The organism is Streptomyces sp. CS113, assembly GCF_002188365.1.
GTDB classification, from domain to species: domain Bacteria; phylum Actinomycetota; class Actinomycetes; order Streptomycetales; family Streptomycetaceae; genus Streptomyces; species Streptomyces tendae.
Map to the genome: position 1 here is coordinate 7,907,948 of NZ_KZ195574.1, position 17,036 is coordinate 7,924,983.

Below are 17,036 nucleotides of genomic sequence, written 5' to 3' on the forward strand. Positions count from 1 at the left end.
ACGCCCGGCATCGCACCGCGGGTCGACAGCGGGTGGAAGTGCCGCCCGCCCAAGGCGCGTGTCTCCACCCCTGGGTGGAGACGGCCCGGACGTGCGGCCGGCCACACGTGATCAGCCTGACCGGAGTGGTAGTCGCCCTGACTGCGCTCGATCTCTGGATCACGCTCGATCGCCCACTCCGCCGGAGCCACGTTCATATAAGCTGCGCCCGATCGGAGTGAATTCGTACTCCACCCGCGGCGGCACCTCCGGCCGCAGACCGTGCGGACAGCGAGCCCGCCCTGCTCCAAGTACCGCGGCTTCAGCATCTGTCCTGCGGGCCTGCCGTCGGTGTGGGTTTCCCTGGCTCGGCCTGCGTGTTCAGTTCGTCGGCTTCATCATCGCCCCGACGGTGAGGACGGCACGTCGACGGGTGAGCAGGCGAACCGACAGAGCCTGGAGGTGGTTGCGGCGGCCGCTGATGATGCTTGGAGGCGGGTTGCGTCGGTCGAGGGTGTGCAGGGCCTTCTCAACGACCTGCCGGGGCGTTTGGAGCACGGTGTTGCCCGAGGCATTAGTCGTGCCGATGACGTCGAAGAACTCGGTTTGCGTCGGGCCCGGAGACAGTGCGAGCACCTTGAGACCTGTGCCGGCCGACTCAAACCACAGAGCCTCGGTGAAGTTCAGCACGAATGCCCTGGTCGCGCAATAGACGGCCAGGAGCGGGTTGGGCTGGTAAGCGGCGTTGCTGGCCACGTTGATGAGGATGCCGTTGCCAGCCTGTCGTAGGCGCTTGATGTATGCCCGGCTGATGCTGACAACACTGGCCACGTTCACGGTGATCTCGTCGCCGAGCCGGTCAGCGTCTTCCATGTGGAACGCACCGTAGGTCCCGAATCCGGCGTTGTTGATCAGGCTGGTGACGCGCAGACCGAGTCGGTCGGTCTCCTCGACGAGTGTCTGCCCGGCATGCGGCAGGCTGAGATCGGCGGCGATCGCTGTCACCATGACGCCGTGCTCGGTGGAGAGCGCCTCCGCCAGCTTTTCCAGCCGGTCCTTCCGTCGGGCCACGAGTACCAGGTCCGAGCCCCGGGCGGCGAGCTGGCGGGCGAACTCCGCTCCCAGGCCCGCACTGGCGCCGGTGATGAGTGTGGTCTGTCCTTGATAGTCGACGGCGGTCATGCAATCCCTCTCATTGTCTGCGGTACGGAGGAGGCGATCATCGACGGCGAACTCACGTGGATCGCCTTCGTCTCCAGCTGCGTTGGATGCCCAGCTGGCCGACGAACTGCCTGGCGGTGCTGTCAGACCTTCGGTATCTAGTCGGGCCGGTAGCGAGCCGTGCGGCGTGGTCTCGTACGAAGAGTGACCGGCGGGATGAACTGACAGCTGACTTCCGCCCTGGGCGGCACCACTGAGAGGCGGCGCGCCGATCGGCCTCGAAGCTCCGGGTCCGGCCACGCTCCGCCGGGGGATCGTCCGACAGCGGTGGCCGACCGGCCTCCGAGTAGCCGACCCCGGCCCCCTTCGTGTGCCCATCACCCTAATCTGGATTATGCTATATTGCATAATCGTGAGTTCCTGAAGGGTGAGTGAGATGGGGAAGGCGAAGCCGTCGACTCGGCAGCTGATGCTCGACAGCACGATCGGGCTGTTGCAGCGACAGAGTGCCGGAGCGGTGACTCTCGACGCCGTCCTGGCTCACAGCGGCGCTCCGCGCGGTTCCGTGTACTACCACTTTCCCGGCGGCCGCAACGAGCTGCTCACGGCAGCCGTCGAACTGGCCGGGGAGCGCCTGCGGGAGACGATGGAACGGGCGAGCGACGGTGCCGGTCCGCAGGAGGCGCTGACCGCGTTCGCCGACTTCTGGAAAAGCAGGCTCACTGCTTCCGACTTCCGTGCGGGCTGCCCGATCGTCGCCGCAGCCGTAGACGACGAGCATCTCGTCCCGGAAGCGAAAGAGGCTGTCAGGAGTGTTTTCGCGCGCTGGAGCGATCTCCTGGTGACAGCGTTCGTGCGGGCGGGCCGCACACCCGAGCGGGCCGCATCGCTGGCCACGCTCGGAATCTCCGCGGTGGAGGGCGCTGTGCTCCTGTGTCGCCTCCAAGGCAGCCTGCAGCCACTCGACGACGTGGTCGCGGAACTGGCCCCCCTGCTCGCCTGAGGCAGGCCCTGGTCGTCCGCCTGCAGCGGGCGGCCGAAGCAACGCCGGGGCCTCAGACCCGGTCCGACAGGCCGCTACCAGCGGGCTGTCGGTGCAGGCTCGGCCGGCGATGGTCCTGCGCCGCCCAGGCGGCCGCGGAGTACAGCCCCCAGCCGGGCGCTTATCTCTCCCGTGAGCGGAGGGCAGCCGGTCTTGCTTCCTTGCCAGGAAGTGAGCAGTTTCGACAATCTTCAGAATCTTGGGAGTGACCATGGTGCGTGTGCTTGTCGTCGGCGCCGGAGCGGTCGGCGGCCACTTCGGAACCCTGCTCGCCCGCGCGGGGGTGGATGTGACGTTTCTGGTGCGCGCAGCGCGCGCCGAGCGCCTGCGGTCGGAGGGCATCACCCTCGTCGGCGCCGACGGAACGAGGACGACGACCCCTGTCCCCACCGTCACCGCGCAGACCTTGCGCGAGCCGTTCGACGTCGTAATCCTCGCCGTGAAGTCCACCGCGGTCGCCGCGGCCCTGGAAGACATGGCCCCCGCTGTGGGTCCCGGCACGAGTGTCGTGCCGCTGCTCAACGGCATCGACCACCTCGACGCCATCGGTGACCGTTTCGGCGCTCGGCACCTGCTGGGCGGCGTCTGCCTGGTGGCCACGCAGTTGGACACCGACGGGGCCATACGGCAGCTCACGCCCGCCGGAAGGATCACCGTCGGGGAACTGTCGGGCTCGGTCTCGGACCGGGTGGAAGCCATCACCAAGACGTTCGCGCCAGCCCCCTTCGAGACGGTCGCCTCCACCACGATCCAACAGGACATGTGGGAAAAGTGGCTGTTCATGGCAGCCGGAGGAGCGGCAACCGTGCTGCTCGGCGGTGACGTCGGCCAGATCAACCCCGTCACGGACGGCACCGACGCGATCCGGGACGTCATCGCGGAGACGGCCTCGGTACTGGAAGCTGCCGGCCATCCCGCCCGGGGCGACGCGCTCGCCCAGGTCACCTCGACGCTGACCTCTCCCGGCTCGGCGTTCGCCACCTCGCTGTACCGCGACTTCCGCCACAACCAAACCACCGAGGTCGAGCCGATCATCGGTGGCCTGTGCCGGGTCGCGGCCCAGCATGGCTTGTCCGTACCGCTGCTGCGTGCGGCGGCCGTACGGCTGCGTGTTCACGAGGCCGGACTCGCCTGACGCGCCGCCGCGACATACGGCGGCGCCCGACTGGCACCGGCCGACCTCACCATGCGCGATCGGTATCGACGACCGCACACACGGAAGAGCTGAGGAACTTCAATGAAGCCAGGGCTGCAGTTTCAGTTGGACGGGGATGCTGCGGAGAGGTACGACGCCCACTCCCTGGCTCTGATGGCACCGTTCGTGGCAGCTCTGGCGAGCGAAGTCGGCGAAGGCGACGCGGTCCTCGACCTGGCGTGCGGGACCGGCTACTTGACCTATGCCGCGGCCGAGCGGGCCGGAGCATCCGGCCGGGTGGTCGGAGTGGACGTCAACCAGGCCATGCTCGATGTCGCCGCACGCCGCCTTGTCCCGCGGACCACTCTGGTGCGCGCGCCCGCCGACGCGATGCCGTTCGCCGACGCGGAGTTCGATGTGGTGGTGTGCCAGCAGGGTCTTCAGTTCTTCCCCGACCTGTGCGCTGCACTGACCGAGATCGGTCGCGTGCTGCGCCCGGGCGGGCGGCTTGCCGCCACGGCGTGGGCGCCGCGCGATCGGTCTCCCTACCATGAGGCGCAGGGGCGGGCAGCGCGGGCGGCCGACCCTGGACACACCGACGACTCCGCCTCGCCTGTGGCATTCGCCCTGTCCAAGCAGCGGTTTGTCCAGGCGGCGACGGCTGCGGGCTTCGTGCACCTTGCTGCCGAGGAAATCACCGCCGACGTTGTGCTGCCGGCTCTGCCGGCGTTCGCCGCCGCCCACCTCACAGCCCTGCCCTTCGGCGCGGAGATCGCGCGCAGGGCCCCCGACACGATCTCGGCGATCGCCCAGGCCATCACCGACAGCCTCAGCGCCTACCAGACTCCCGAAGGAATCAAGGTTCCCTTCGTCTCCCACCTGCTGACGGCCCGCAAGCCGAGCTGAACCCTCGACCCGCCCCGGCAACGGAGCGGAGGCGGAAGACGCACGACGGAACAGAAACTCACCTCGGCGTGCAGGCTGAAGGACCACGGCGCCTGGCCGAGCCAGACGTTCCGATCTGCGCTGGCACCGACCAGCAGCAGCGCCGGGGGACTCCGGTTGCCAGCCCGCTCATGCCCGGCCGGCCTGCAACGGCATGCTCTGCAGTCCTGCGGCTGTACAGGGGGAAGGCCTCAGGGCCCGGAGCACCCTCGGTCAAGCCGTCCAACCGCGCCTGTTCTCGAGCACGCTGTCAGATCTGGTCCCGCTGGGTGGGTTCGTGCTGGGCAACTGCCTGTTCGAGAAGCGAACGGAACAGATGCACGTCAGGATTGCGGGTACTGCCGGAACGGACGACGGTGCAGATGGTGCGGGTGACCGGCGCGAGCAGGGGATGCAGGCTGACCCCGTCGTGAGATTTGGGGATGGCCAGACGGGGAGCCAGGGCGACGCCGGCGTCCGCGGCGACAAGAGCCACCAGTACCGCGAAGTCGCTGCTGCGGACCCGGATGTCGGGGACGAAGCCCGCCGTGCCGCAGGTCCGCTGGATCATCTCGTAACAGGAAACATCAGGACTGGGGGTGAGCCACGGGGCGTCAGCGAGCCGGGCGAGGTCTGCCGGCTGCCCGGGGGACAGCCCGAGACTGCGGGCGCGGTCCGGGTGCAGGCACAGCAGCACAGGATCTTCCATGAGAACGTCCTGGCGACTGTTCTGCGGGAAGTTGCGGGGCAGCACCGTATAGCTGTGAGCCACGACCACGTCGGCCCGGTGCTTTTGCAGTGCCTCCAGCGCCTGGTCGGGTTCCTGCTCGTCGAGCCGGAGCGTGAGCCTGGGCGCTGTCTCGCCCACGGGCCTGGCGAGCAACTGGTACACGCGGGGCAGCAGCGTGCGCGCGACAGAAGCGAAGGCAGTCACGCGCAACACCCCGTGATGCCCGCCCCGCAGGGCGGCCAGATCTGACTCCGCGGCGGCGAGGTCGCCGAGGATCACCTCCGCGTGCGCCACCAGGAGTTCACCGGCAGGGGTCAGACACAGCCTGCGTCCACGCTTTTCGACCACCGGCACGCCGGCCTCGCGCTCCAGGACAGCCAGTTGCTGCGACACAGCCGGGCCGGTCAGGTGCAGCGCGTCGGCCGTGGCGGCGATCGTCCCGTATGCGGCCAGATGCTGCAGCATGCGCAGCCGTCGTACATCAAGCATGGAGACCTCTTCAGTGGCGTTGCCGTGTTGCGTGGGCGTCGAGTGCAACCGGCTCACGGCTCGCAGGCTTGATCGCGCCGCCGCGGGTGGGGTCGGCCGCGAGTGATCCTGATGCAGGCGCGGCCGGCCCGGGCTTTTTGGCCGTGCGGTGGTTGATCAGGACGACGCCCGCCACGCTGATCGCTCCTCCGGCCAGTTCGAGGGGGAGAGGCTTCTCTCCCAGCCAGACGAAGGAGACAACCAAGGCCACAGGCGGTACCAGATACAGGGCCGCGGTGGAGGCTGCCATGGGCAGGCGGGCAACCGCGTACCCCCAGATGACGAATCCGAGCGCGGAAGGAAGCAGGCCCAGGAAAACCGCCGACCACAGGGCGCCTGCCGGGGCGCCAACCGTTGCCTTCGCGGCCTCGGGAGCGAGGGGCAGGGCGAAGACGGTGCCTGCGGCCATCGCATAGGTGGCCACCTCCAGCCCGCTGTAACGCTTCAGCAGCGGCTTGCTGGCGAAGTGGTACACGCCTTGGACGACGGCCGCGGCCAGCACCACAAGCGAGGCCGCGCTGAAGCCGGAGAACCCCTTGGCCAAGGTGACGACCGCGGTGCCTGCGATGGCGATCAGACTCCCGACGACGACGTTCCGGGTCAGGGGCTCGGACAGGAACGCACTGGCCAAGAGCACGCTGAAGACAGGTGCGATCGCGATCAGGAGGCTGGCCGTGCCGGCTGCGACGTGCACCTCTCCCCAGTTGAGAAGGACCTGGTAGGCGGTCATACCGGTCAAGCCGCACAACGCGATCAGCGGGAGATCCCGCCGACGGGGCAGGCGCACGCCTGCGAACGGGGACATGGCCAGCAGCGCCACGGCAGCGACCGCGAGCCGCAGGAAGGACAACGCGGCCACGCCGAGTCCGTCCACGCCCACGCGGATGGCAGGGAAGGCGCTGGCCCACAGCACGACAGTGCCAACCAAAGCAAGAAACTGGGGGGACGCAGTTCGTGTTCTCACCCCTTCAACGTGACACCCTGCGGGCAAAAGATCCATTTAGTATAAATTGGCGAACCGCATACTTTCCCTTACGCATCGCGCTGACCTGTGGAAATGTCTGCGTCCGGCCCATGGTGGGGGTCCGTAAGGCCCTACTCCACCGGGCCTTCCAGCGTCCAGCCGTCCGCGGCCACTTCGAGGTGGACCTCTCCTGGCTCGGCCGATTCGCCGCAGCGATCGCATACGGCGCGCTGGGTGAACTGGTGATCGTGGTGCCGTAGCCGCAGAGGGGGAGACGTCGCAATCCAGCGATCTCCCCAGCGGAGCAGTTCGCGCAAGGTGCCGACCAGATCGCGACCGGCTTCGGTGAGGTAGTAGCCCTCGTGGCGAGGTTCGTCGGGCAGCGGGCGTCGCTCCATGACGCCGGCCGCGACCAGTCCCTTCAGGCGAGCGGACAGGCGGTCGGTCGGAGCGCCGGTGTTCCTGGCGATCTGACGGAAGCGGTGATTACCGAACGTGACCTCGCGGATGGCGAGCAGGGCCCACCGATCGCCCACCACCTGCAGGGCGGCGGCGATCGAACAGGGCCGCCCGGGTACGTCTCCGGGGTCAATGCGTTGTGTCGTCACCCTGACCAGTATCCATCACGCGCTTTGAATCTCAAAGCTATGGGTGTCGGCCTCGCCCGGCTCCCGCCGCCCCGCCGGGGAACGTAGTTTGAATATCAAATCACATCGTGCTTCTCTGGTCCCCATGACATGGAAGGTTTGGTTTTCAAAGCAGCGTGTCGCCTCGGTGGTGATCCTGCTAGCGGTCTTCATGACGAACCTGGATCTGTGGATCGTCAACGTGGCGCTGCCCGCGATGGGCGCAGCCTTCGCGTCGCCCCATGGGCAGGGCGCGACGCTCAACTCCCTGTCCTGGGTACTCAACGCCTACGCCATCGCCTTGGCGGCCCTCCTGGTGGTCGCGGGCCGTACCGGCGACCGGATAGGGCAGCGCCCGGTGTTCCTCGCCGGGGTGTCCCTCTTCACCCTCGCCTCGCTCGCCTGTGCCCTGGCTCCCGACCTGTGGACGCTCGTGGCGGCACGGGCTCTGCAAGCGGTGGGGGCCGCGGCCCAACTGCCCACCTCGCTCGCCCTTCTGCTGGCGACCGTTCCGGCCGAGAGCCGTACGCGCGCCACCCGTAACTGGGCCGCGGTCGGCGGTCTTGCCGCTGCCGCGGGTCCTGTCGCGGGCGGCCTGCTGGTCCAGGTGGACTGGCGCTGGGTCTTCGTGATCAACGTACCGATTGGCATCGCCACCGTCGTGGCCGGCCTTCGCGTCCTGCCCCGTACGACCCGCCGGGAAGAGGGCCGCCTGCCCGACATGCTCGGCGCGCTGCTCGTTACCGTCGCTGTGGCAGCCCTCTCCGGAGCTCTCGTGCAGGCCCCGGACTGGGGATGGCTGAGCGCCAGGACTCTCGTGCTGTTCGCGGTCGCGCTGGCCACCGCGATCGCCTTCACCATCCGCTCACTGCGTCACAGCCACCCGCTGTTCGAGTTGCACCTGTTGAGGCTGCCCCGATTCGGCACCGCGAACATCGGGACCTTCGTCTTCGGTGTGGCCTTCGCCATCATGCTGCTGTCCAACGTGCTGTGGTGCCAGGAGGTCTGGCACTGGAGCGCGCTGCGCACCGGCGTTGCCATGGTGCCCGGGCCGGCCCTGGTCCCGATCGTCACGCTGCTCACCGCGCGTGCCGCGCAGCGCCTCGGCCACGGGCCGCTGATCACCGTGGGTGGCCTGCTGTTCGCCGCGGCGATGGTCTGGCGGGCCTGCTTCGCGTCCCTCACCCCCAACTACTGGGTTGATCTGCTGCCCAGTCAAATTCTCAGCGGTGTGGGCGTGGGACTCACGCTCGGCACCCTGATGGCCGCAGGCGTCAGCTCGCTCCCTCCGCACCGCTCCGCCACCGGATCCGCCCTGGTCAATTCCGTACGCCAGATGTCCGCCACCGTGGGCATCGCCGTCCTGGTCGCCATCCTCGGCGCGCAGGTCGGGCCAGCCCAGCGCCAGCACTTCCGCGCCGCCTGGGTGTTGGCCGCCGCTCTCGGCCTGGTCTGCACCCTGATCGGATTGCGGTTGACCCGAAGCGCCCGCGAACAGGCTAGGCCACAGGAGGCAGCCGGCCCGGCCGGTGCACAGGCGGCGCCGATCGACGCGCGCTGACGCGGCGCCAGCCACCTCAACGACGAACGCGGCACGAGGCCGACGGTTCGCAATGTCTGCCACGCGCCGCTACGAGAAGGCCCAAGGGAGCCCGGTGATGTCTGCCAGCGCATCCCCAATTCATCAAGGTCAGCCGGCGTTGTGGGCGCAACTTGGCTGCTCTGTGGCGGGTGCTGGCGACCCGAAGCGCCGAGCTTCTCCAAGATCCGCACCTAAAGTAGGGCGGGGCGGCAGACGGCTGGACAGCACCATCCGGCTCAGCGGATGCGGGGCAGCGCCTTGTCAGGGTGCGCGGTGTGGACGTAGCGGACGGCGGTGCCGGGGTGGATGCCGAATAGGTGCACCAGGTGTACCGGGTCGGCGGTTTGTCGGGCCTCGTCCAGTACACGGTCGCTCCACATCTGACGCGGGGTGATTCCGGCTTGGTCGAACGCGCGCCGCAGCGCGCAGTAGCTGACGGGCGGGAGGGCGGGGTGGTGCGCGGAGTGCGTTGTCACCAGCAGATGCGGGTTGAGCGATGCGGGCCACTGGTCATGCCGTTCCTGGAGCCACTCGTCCAGCAGGCGGAGGGTCAGCGTGTCGAGATAGACCGTGTGCAACTGGCCGCGCAAGTCGACTCTGAGACTTGCGCGGGCAAGGTCGGGCGCGTTCATGCGCAGTTGAGCGACGTCGGTGACCTTGATGGCGTGGACAGCGACCAGGCCGACGGCCAGTCGCCCCATCGCACTGTCCACCCGATCCAGCAGGCCACGTAGCCGGTCGCTGGGCAGTGGTTCAGGAAGGCGCACGGGGGTGGTGAGGGAGAGCCCGGCGAGCGGGTTAGTGAAGACGGTGCGTTCCTGTTTGAGGGCGCGGAAGACGCTGAGCAGGACGTGATGGACGCCGCGTGCCTGGTGTCCCTGCCGGTCACCGAGGGCGGAGGTCACGTGCGCGGTGGTGATCTCCCGGAGATCCAGCCCGTCCTGGCTCCAGAGATTCAGGACGGGGAGAACGACGTTGAGGTCGCGTCGGATACGCGTGTAGTCGGCGGGTGGGTGGGGGCGACGACCCTCCCCGCGGCGGACAGCGACCCAGGTCCGCATCTGGTTGGCCATGGCGTCAGAAAGTTGTCGGAGCTTGACTTCGATGGCCTGGCAATGCCCGGCGTCTGTGCGAGCGGCGTCCAGCCGGGCCAGTGAGGGGCTGGTGGCCATATTGCGGTCGTGGTCGGGTTCGAGCAGTCCGTGCTCATGCAGGAAGAACACGATCCGGTGCAGAGAAGCGTTCGGCTCCAGCCTCGCGAGCGCGCACACGTCCCGCTCAGGGACGGGCTCCTCCACACCCGTGTAGGCCAGGAGGCGGTGCAGCAATTGGATGGAGTAGACGTGGTTCGGCTGACGGCCAGCTGTGACAGGAAGGCAGGCAGAGAACTGTTCCACCAGTGCCTGTGCATCGGTGCTGAGCGGGGGCAGAAGGCGGTGAGGCACAGCGTGAACAGCCCTCCAGTCACGCGGGGCCGTCAGCAGGGCGGTCTGCCCAGGGACGACCGGAACGCAAGCGGACAGCGAGGCGGCGTGGTCGTACTCCTGAGCGGGTGCCGGGTATGGCTGTGTTCCTTTGCCGATTACCCGGTGGGCAAGTGCTCCGGCGAAGGTGAGCTGAGTGAAGGCACCGGATGGCTGGGGCACGTTCCGCACGAATGCCAGACAGCCCCGGCACAGGCTCGTCTTCACATGCAAGGGGAGGCCGTCGCGTCCGCATCGGGTGCACCGGCCTACCGGCCGTTTCGCACGGTAGTTCGCGCACGCGGTGCACAGGCGAGTGGTGATGCCCCAGCTGCCGCAGTGCGCGCAGCCTGTCACGGTGCCGACGGGCACTCGAATCCTGTGCTGACGCATCTGGTCGGTCATCTGCGTCGGCCCCCGCCACAGGCCTGCCTGCTCCAGGACCTTCTGTGCGGCAGCCGCGCCGAACTGCATCCCGCGGCCTTGGTCGAGGATCTCGCGGGAGACCTGTTTCTCGCCCTCGGCATCCCGCACGGCCAGGGCCAGCCGTAGCCGCCGCACTACCTGGCTGCACCATGCCCGGCCCAGGCCGCGCTGCCGCGCCAGGACCAACGTGTACTGCTTCAGCGCCTCCTCCTCCGGCCAGTGTCTCTCGGCAAGGTCGAGCAGTTCCGGCGCCCCGAGCCGGCGTAGCACTGGGAACAGGACCTGCTGGCCCGGCATCGTCGCAGGCAGCACACAGCGTCGGGGCACTGCAGGCCGCGCTGTGGGAGGCTTGCCAAGGCGCCAGGCTCCGTCCGCCGCGCCGGGAATCAGCAGCCGAAGCTGCGTCGGAGCCGGAAAGCCGGACACGGTGCCTGCCGCCCGTTCGGCGTGTTGCGCCAACTGGCACCCGCGGCAGAGCCCGTCTCGGCCCAGGTGCTGCTGGTACCGACACCGGGGGCACAGTCCGCGCTGGGAGTACTGGTGATCCCACTGCTGGCATCCTCTGCATCGCCAGCTGCGCCGGGGATTTCCCGGCGCCACCGCCAGGCAGTCCTCGCACTGCCTCATCCGCTCCAACGCGCGGCTCAGTTCGGAGGCTGCAGGCTCCGCGGGCCATCGCCTCGCGGCACCGGCCGCACGGGCCGCACCGAGTCCGGGTCCCTTTCACCACCTGCGACCGCCCGGGTCTCACCTTCATCCGCCGCGGTCGCGGCCGGCTCGGCTTCCAGGAGATCGGCCACGGTGCATCCCAGCGCCTGGCAGATCAGGTCCAGGTCCTCGAGCCGCACGGTCACTGGGGTGCCGCCCCACAATGCGGACACCTTGCTCAACGATGGATTGAAGCCCACCCGCCGAAACGCCGCCAGCAAGTCCGTCGGCCGCCAGATGTCCTGCCGCGCCGCCACCCAGCGCAGATTCCATTTCACCGAAGGCTCCCCGTGTCCGCCACCAGCCGCTGCCCGGCCCGTTCGGCCGAAGCCCGTCGCGCCGCCTGCTCCGGATCCCCCTGCGCGGTCAGGAGGTATCGGACTGTGGTCGTACCCCACCAGTGCCCCAGCAATCGCTGCACCTCCCACAGGGACATCCCCCGCTCGTAGTTGTGCGTCGCGCATGCATGACGCAGGAGATGAGGGAACAGCTCCTCCACCGGGCCCGGGAGATGCGCCACCGACGCTGTCCGCAGCGCCCGCCTGAACGTCGAGGGGACCATCTTCGGCGCGACTGGCATGTTCAGAGCCGCGACAGCCACGGGCAAGCGTTCGGACGGAAATAGCGGCGCCGATGGATGCTCAGGATCGTCCCGGAACAATCCGCGCACCTCCTCCACGTACCACCACAGCAGCTCCCGCCCCTGCTCGAACAGGAACGCCTCGCGCTGCCGCGGCCCCGACCCCCGTGCCCCCTTGCCATGAACGAGGAAGCGGCCCCACTGGCCCGACTCCCAGTGCACGTCGCGCATACACACGCCGCACAGTTCGGCCGCTCGCACGCCCGACAAGTAGGCGATCTTCGCCATGACGTAGTCGCGGCACGCGACCGCCTCCTTGCGTGCCTGTGGCAGAGCACGCCGCCACGCAGCGAAGAACTCTCGCATGGCCTGCTGCGACGGCGGCACCCGCAGACCGAAGTCACCCCGGTGGCGCGGCCGGTTGAACGGATCGATCGGCGACTCCACGACTACACCGAAACGACGGCTGATCTCACCCGCGTACCGCTGCTCAAGGAACGCGAAGTACCCGTCAATAAGGTTGATCTTGGTGCGAACGGTGGAGCGGGCCCGCTTGCCCGGTCCGGCGAAGTAGCGGTCGAGGTCTCGTGGCTGTAGCCGCCACGGGGCCAGATCCAGGTACTCACAGATCTCGATCACAGGCTTCACGAGCTTGTCGACCGTTTCCGGCATCAGACCCGCCGCGTCGCGTGCCCACTGGTATTCAGCGAGGGTGTCGAAGAAGTAGTCACGCTCCGACAGGCCGTCCCGCTCGCCGCGGCGACGGTGCAGCTGAAAGACGTCGGCCAGCCCGGCGCCGCTGAGCTCCTCCGCCGGCCTTGACTCCAGCGCGGTGCGACGAGTTCGGTATTCATCCACGAACACGCAGATTACGAACCACGCTCGCAGATTCTGCGAGTTTCTGCGGAAACTCCTCCGACTCAGGGACACGTCGAACACGGGTCCCGGACCTGTCGACATGTAAGAGATCGCACGCAGAGATCGACTACGAACCCGCGCGTACTCCAGTTACGAGGTGAGCGGGCCAGGTCTGGGCGCCCGCCGTGGCGCTGGCACCGCGGCGGGCGAGGCGTTGTTGGAGGCGCTCGAAGGCCAGGCGTCCGGCCTCCCACACGACCAGTTCGCCGTCGAGAAACGTGGTGTCGTCGGGCAGGTGGCCGAGCGCGGCGTCCCGGATGCCTGGGAACGAAGGGGTCATGTCAGTGCCCTTGCGGGAGCGCAGCTGGACCCGGCCGTCGGCGTAGCGGGCGAGCTGCGCGCGGAATCCGTCCTTCTCCAGACTGCGCGGTGTCTCATGAGACATAGGCGACTTCCGCCGGGTGCTGCCGTACTCAAGGAAGACAAGGCTCAGCTCTTCTTCGTGGTTGCGACGTTCAGCTACCCGCCCCGTCAACAGGGGCCGGCGCCTCACCAGTACAGCCACTTGGAAGCACAGCTGTCCGGCAGATTGTTCCTGACTTCACACACCTTGAAGTTCAGAATGTCCGTTCTGGTGGTATACCCGCCAGCGCATCCCGAAGCCGAGCCGTTCGAGTCCCTGAACGTTCGGTCGTCGTCGGTGCCAGTCTCCCAGCTGACCACCATGTACACCCCGCGACCATCTGCCTCCTCGTCGCAGACTCTCATGTCCCCACTCGTGCTGACCCGGCCCCAGTCGGAGCCTTGATACAGGGTGGAGGTCGCTGCATGGGCCGAACCAGCCGTGCTTACGGCCAGAGTGAATGCAGCAGCCGTCACGCCGAGAGAGCTGAGCAACGTGCGGCGCCGCAGGCGACACGCAGCAGTCCTGGTCGATTCCTTCATTGTGTCTCCAGAGTCCTTCGCGCTGAGCCTCCGGCCCTGACCGTTCTGCGACCTTCACTCGCCATAATTCTGACCAATGCTGCGCACTGGCTGGGTGGTCGGAGACTCTCACTGGTGGTGGAAGCCTCACCGTATTGGCCGCTTCCTGTACGGCAGTACTGAAGAGTTATAGGGTTCCTTCACCTTCTGAGACACATCCGAGGCGTCTGGAGAACCGCCCCATTTCGGTTCGGCCGCGTGGCCGGGCGGCAGGTCGGGGCTGGCCACAGGGGCGGTGAGCATTGGCTCGGGCAGGGTCCACGTCACCCTTGTTGCCTTCCACGACGCTCGGTGCGTTTCACAACGGCGCGGCTGTGTCTTCCTCGTGGAGGAGACCGTGTGGTCAGGCGGTCAGTTCCGTCTGGGCCGGCGCTGCAGTAGTGGGTGAGTGGCGGATGTACCACTCTGTGGCGAACAGCCGCTGTCGTGCATCCGGTGGAAGGCCGGCGATCACCCCCGGCAGGGCTCCCCGTGTCACTTCGGAGCGGTGGGCCGGTACCGCGGCGGTCTTCTGCTCCATCCAAGGGCTGACGTCGACCGTTGCGGTGACCTGTTCGTCCGGAACGCTGTACACCGCTTTGTGTGCACCGATGACGTCTCTCAGGGCGGGTACGGCCGAGTGGGGATGGGTGGCCAGGTACACGGCGCGTGGCTGCCAGGGGGGACCGGCATCCGGGTAGAGGTGTTCCAGCCCGGATGCTTGGGCGGCGAGCATGGTCACGCGGTGGGTGTGGACGTGGTCGGGGTGTCCGGGCAGTCCGCCGTAGGCGTCATGGGTGATCATGATGTCCGGGCGGAGCTCACGGATGTGTGCCACCAATCGCTGTACGGCTTCGTCGAGCGGCGCATCGCAGAACCGCGGGCAGCCCGGGGCTGATTGCGGTACGCGCGCATCGGTGTAGCCGAGCAGCCGGGGCTTGCCGGCGCCGAGGATCCGCAGTGCTTCGGCCAGCTCCGCAGCCCGTAGGGTGTCCGGGGCCCACGTGGCCGTGATCACTGCGGTCCGTGCGCCCGCAGCCGCGTGGCGGGCGAGCACTCCACCCGCTGCCAGGGACTCGTCGTCGGGATGGGCGAACACGGCGAGCAGGCTCGGCACGGGCATGAGCAAGCCACCTTCCAGGGCGGAAAGGGCCTGATCGTACGGCACGCAGTGGGAGGGCTGCTGTTGGAGTGCGGGTGGCTCCCGGACTCGCACCGGGTTCCGCGTCGCGTGTGCGGAGGTCGCGCCGCGGGATAAGTCGAGGATGTGCAGCTGGACGTCGGGCGAGCAGTGGGATCAGGGCTTGAGCCCCTCCGCGAGGAGGCGTCGGGCTTCGTCGCGGTCGACGGGGCGGTGGCGTTTGCCGGCCATGTGGCAGTCGCCGGCGGGGACCTGGAGAGGCGGGCGCCCCGCACCGATGCCCAGTTCGACGATCCACTCGGGAGGCGTCGGCCTGTTGGGGCGTCCGTGTTCTTCCTCGGTCTGCCGCTGCCGGATGGCTGCGGCCTTGGCGTCGACGCGCTGCACCCACAGGGCGTGCCAGATCCGCAGAGTCCGGAGCTGATCCAGGTCAGAGGGCAAGTCATCGAACACGCTTCCGATTCTATCCCCCGCCCCCACCTCACCGCTTGCGGCATGTTCGACCCATGGCATTCGAATCTCTGTTCGATAATGTGGCGGGTGGAGGTGGTGGTCGTGGGAGATGCCCAGGCGATGGCGGGCAGGGTGCCGACGGTGATGCATGTGCGCTGCCCCGACCGTCTTCGGGAGGGGGTCTACCGGCAGGTGCTGGAGCTGCTGGCGGATCTGTCGCCGGTAGTGCAGGCGCTGCCACCGACCGCGGCGCTGGTGGAACTGAAGGGGGCGCTGCGCTACCACGGGCCCGAGACGCACCGGCTGGGCGAGGTGCTGCGCGTGCGGTCGCTGTCCCGGCTCGGTGTCGACGTTCGTGTCGGTATCGGCCCCTCGATCACGGTGGCGGCGACGGCCTCTGCGCAGGTTCCCCTGCCCGGCGGTGTCCTGACCGTCGTCCCTGACGACGTGACCGATTGGCTGGCCCCGCTGCCGGTCGAGGCCCTCCACGGCATCGGTCCCCGCCAGGCCGGCGCGCTGCACGAGTACGGCATCCACACGGTGGGCCTGCTGGCCGCGGTCTCGCCCGAGACGGTCCAGCGCCTGCTGGGCGGGAAGGCCGGACGGCTCGCCGCCGACCGGGCCCGCGGCCGCGACCCCCGCCCCGTCGTACCCCGCGCGCTGCCCGCGGCCGCCACCGTCCGCCTGCGGTTCGACCGGCACGTCCTGGACGGCGCCGACGTCCGCGCCGCCCTGCTGGACCTGGTCGTGCAGCTGGGAAGGCTGCTGCGCCGCCGCGGCCAGGCGGCCCGCGCGGTGTCCCTCACGCTGCAGTTCGCTGGCGGTGGCAGCTGGGAGAAGTCGCGCCGCCTGTCTGAGCCGTCCGCGCACGACGAGGACCTGCGGATTATGGCCTACCGGCTGATCGACGCCGCCAGGCTGCAGCGCGGCCGGCTCACCGGGCTGGTCCTCAAGGGCGACGACCTGGTCGACGCCGACCGGGTGGCCCAGCAGATTAGCCTGGACCAAGCCCGCGAGGCCCGGCTCGTCGCCGAAGCCACCGTGGACCGGGTGCGCGACCGGTTCGGTCCCGGTGTCATCGGTCCTGCTGCGGTCGCCCGCCGGGCATCCTGAGTACCGCTGTGCGGCTGAAGTACGAGGCCATGGATGAAGGGAGCGTCGTGGAGCCGACAGAGCTGCTGGCCGGGTGCGGCGTGTCCCCGGCCCGGCTGGAGCCCGTGCCGGCACCGCCGGTACTGCACGAGGTCGTCGCCCGGATCCTCGCTTGGCCGCCGCACCCGTGTTCCGCCTGCGGCACGGATTCAGCCACCGCCCGTGTCGTCCCGTTCCCCGACACAGGGCTGTGCTGGGAGCACGGGATGGCAGTCCGCCGACGGTCAAGGGTGCCCGCGACGCTGGAGGAGATTGCCGCGGACCTGCGGGCAGCAGCAGCGGAGGCGGATTTGCCCCAGGCAGCAACGCTGGCGTTCACTCCGGGGCCGGTCTGCCCCGACAGCCCCGAAGGATGAATCGCCCAGCGCCACGAGTGCATGCGTCGCGACCTCAAAAGCGTCTGACCCGCACGGGCCCCACCGGCTGGTCGAAGAAGCCGAATGCGACAGCCGACTCATCCCCGCAGGCCAGTCCTGCTGACATCACTGGGAAGCCGGTCGGCGCAGCGCCGCGAGGCGTACGCCAACGACCTCGGCGCCGCGACCAGTCTGGTCGCGGTCACGGCCCGCTCGAACCGGTCCAAGTCGGACCAGGACCCGGCCCAGTGGCTGCCGCCAGCGG

At 68.7% G+C, this 17,036-nt stretch carries 15 protein-coding genes and 2 pseudogenes; 7 read left to right on the forward strand and 10 right to left on the reverse strand.

Annotated features, from left to right (window positions below; all coding sequences use genetic code 11):
* Positions 1-360: 360 nt before the first annotated feature.
* Positions 361-1,161 (reverse strand): SDR family NAD(P)-dependent oxidoreductase, encoded by an 801-nt coding sequence (locus B9W62_RS35670; protein ID WP_087811045.1) that lies wholly within the window; start codon positions 1,159-1,161, stop codon positions 361-363.
* A 415-nt stretch (positions 1,162-1,576) separates the two neighbouring features.
* Here B9W62_RS35670 and B9W62_RS35675 point away from each other — a divergent pair, with 415 nt between their 5' ends.
* From B9W62_RS35675 to B9W62_RS35685, 3 genes are all read left to right on the forward strand, one after another.
* Complete coding sequence (locus tag B9W62_RS35675) at positions 1,577-2,143, forward strand: TetR/AcrR family transcriptional regulator (protein ID WP_087811046.1); 567 nt, start codon at positions 1,577-1,579, stop codon at positions 2,141-2,143.
* 250 nt (positions 2,144-2,393) lie between these two features.
* Positions 2,394-3,317 (forward strand): ketopantoate reductase family protein, encoded by a 924-nt coding sequence (locus B9W62_RS35680; RefSeq protein ID WP_143665491.1) that lies wholly within the window; start codon positions 2,394-2,396, stop codon positions 3,315-3,317.
* A gap of 102 nt (positions 3,318-3,419) precedes the next feature.
* Complete coding sequence (locus tag B9W62_RS35685; RefSeq protein WP_087811048.1) at positions 3,420-4,223, forward strand: class I SAM-dependent methyltransferase; 804 nt, start codon at positions 3,420-3,422, stop codon at positions 4,221-4,223.
* Between the two features lie 289 nt (positions 4,224-4,512).
* Here B9W62_RS35685 and B9W62_RS35690 read toward each other — a convergent pair whose 3' ends face one another.
* The 3 genes from B9W62_RS35690 to B9W62_RS35700 form a co-directional block, all read right to left on the reverse strand.
* A complete protein-coding gene (locus B9W62_RS35690; protein WP_087811049.1) occupies positions 4,513-5,460 on the reverse strand; it encodes a LysR family transcriptional regulator in 948 nt (315 codons plus the stop codon).
* Positions 5,461-5,470: 10 nt separating this feature from the next.
* Entirely contained in the window at positions 5,471-6,412 is a 942-nt protein-coding gene (locus B9W62_RS35695; RefSeq protein WP_373433723.1) for a DMT family transporter, read from the reverse strand.
* A 182-nt stretch (positions 6,413-6,594) separates the two neighbouring features.
* Positions 6,595-7,071: a winged helix-turn-helix transcriptional regulator gene (locus B9W62_RS35700; RefSeq protein ID WP_087811051.1), complete on the reverse strand. Its 477-nt coding sequence runs from the start codon at positions 7,069-7,071 to the stop codon at positions 6,595-6,597.
* A gap of 124 nt (positions 7,072-7,195) precedes the next feature.
* On the opposite strand from B9W62_RS35700, the gene B9W62_RS35705 reads away from it, so the two are divergent.
* Positions 7,196-8,650: a DHA2 family efflux MFS transporter permease subunit gene (locus tag B9W62_RS35705; protein ID WP_087811052.1), complete on the forward strand. Its 1,455-nt coding sequence runs from the start codon at positions 7,196-7,198 to the stop codon at positions 8,648-8,650.
* Positions 8,651-8,907: 257 nt separating this feature from the next.
* Here the strand turns inward: B9W62_RS35705 and B9W62_RS35710 are convergent, their stop codons facing one another.
* From B9W62_RS35710 to B9W62_RS35735, 6 genes are all read right to left on the reverse strand, one after another.
* Positions 8,908-10,857, reverse strand: a complete 1,950-nt coding sequence (locus B9W62_RS35710; RefSeq protein ID WP_143665492.1) for a hypothetical protein — start codon at positions 10,855-10,857, stop codon at positions 8,908-8,910.
* Between the two features lie 347 nt (positions 10,858-11,204).
* Positions 11,205-11,546 (reverse strand): helix-turn-helix domain-containing protein, encoded by a 342-nt coding sequence (locus tag B9W62_RS35715; protein ID WP_087811054.1) that lies wholly within the window; start codon positions 11,544-11,546, stop codon positions 11,205-11,207.
* Positions 11,543-12,706 (reverse strand): tyrosine-type recombinase/integrase, encoded by a 1,164-nt coding sequence (locus B9W62_RS35720; protein WP_373433724.1) that lies wholly within the window; start codon positions 12,704-12,706, stop codon positions 11,543-11,545. Before B9W62_RS35720 ends, B9W62_RS35715 begins: the two co-directional genes overlap by 4 nt.
* A 127-nt stretch (positions 12,707-12,833) precedes the next feature.
* Positions 12,834-13,151, reverse strand: a complete 318-nt coding sequence (locus B9W62_RS35725) for an ATP-dependent DNA ligase (RefSeq protein ID WP_087812246.1) — start codon at positions 13,149-13,151, stop codon at positions 12,834-12,836.
* Between the two features lie 882 nt (positions 13,152-14,033).
* On the reverse strand, positions 14,034-14,792 hold the full coding sequence (locus B9W62_RS35730; RefSeq protein WP_087812247.1) for a PIG-L family deacetylase: 759 nt from the start codon (positions 14,790-14,792) through the stop codon (positions 14,034-14,036).
* Positions 14,793-14,966: 174 nt separating this feature from the next.
* A complete protein-coding gene (locus B9W62_RS35735) occupies positions 14,967-15,263 on the reverse strand; it encodes a DUF6233 domain-containing protein (protein ID WP_087811056.1) in 297 nt (98 codons plus the stop codon).
* A gap of 120 nt (positions 15,264-15,383) precedes the next feature.
* On the opposite strand from B9W62_RS35735, the gene B9W62_RS35740 reads away from it, so the two are divergent.
* The 3 genes and pseudogenes from B9W62_RS35740 to B9W62_RS40990 all read left to right on the forward strand — a co-directional run.
* The gene (locus B9W62_RS35740) at positions 15,384-16,376 is read left to right on the forward strand and encodes a DNA polymerase Y family protein (RefSeq protein WP_179236181.1); all 993 of its coding nucleotides are present in this window, start codon (positions 15,384-15,386) and stop codon (positions 16,374-16,376) included.
* Positions 16,377-16,809: 433 nt separating this feature from the next.
* Positions 16,810-16,923 (forward strand): annotated as a pseudogene (locus B9W62_RS40985) (IS5/IS1182 family transposase); the annotation flags it as partial.
* Positions 16,913-17,036, forward strand: a pseudogene (locus B9W62_RS40990) (HNH endonuclease); the annotation flags it as partial. The pseudogenes B9W62_RS40985 and B9W62_RS40990, both read left to right, overlap by 11 nt.

Bases quoted from the DNA above. Each gene is read 5' to 3' on its own strand.
- B9W62_RS35675 (WP_087811046.1), top strand. From the start codon at position 1,577: ATGGGGAAGGCGAAGCCGTCGACTCGGCAGCTGATGCTCGACAGCACG.
- B9W62_RS35685 (WP_087811048.1), top strand. From the start codon at position 3,420: ATGAAGCCAGGGCTGCAGTTTCAGTTGGACGGGGATGCTGCGGAGAGG.
- B9W62_RS35730 (WP_087812247.1), bottom strand. From the start codon at position 14,792: ATGCCCGTGCCGAGCCTGCTCGCCGTGTTCGCCCATCCCGACGACGAG.
- B9W62_RS35690 (WP_087811049.1), bottom strand. From the start codon at position 5,460: ATGCTTGATGTACGACGGCTGCGCATGCTGCAGCATCTGGCCGCATAC.
- B9W62_RS35710 (WP_143665492.1), bottom strand. From the start codon at position 10,857: ATGCCGGGCCAGCAGGTCCTGTTCCCAGTGCTACGCCGGCTCGGGGCG.
- B9W62_RS35680 (WP_143665491.1), top strand. From the start codon at position 2,394: ATGGTGCGTGTGCTTGTCGTCGGCGCCGGAGCGGTCGGCGGCCACTTC.
- B9W62_RS35705 (WP_087811052.1), top strand. From the start codon at position 7,196: ATGACATGGAAGGTTTGGTTTTCAAAGCAGCGTGTCGCCTCGGTGGTG.
- B9W62_RS35740 (WP_179236181.1), top strand. From the start codon at position 15,384: ATGGCGGGCAGGGTGCCGACGGTGATGCATGTGCGCTGCCCCGACCGT.
- B9W62_RS35725 (WP_087812246.1), bottom strand. From the start codon at position 13,151: ATGTCTCATGAGACACCGCGCAGTCTGGAGAAGGACGGATTCCGCGCG.
- B9W62_RS35670 (WP_087811045.1), bottom strand. From the start codon at position 1,161: ATGACCGCCGTCGACTATCAAGGACAGACCACACTCATCACCGGCGCC.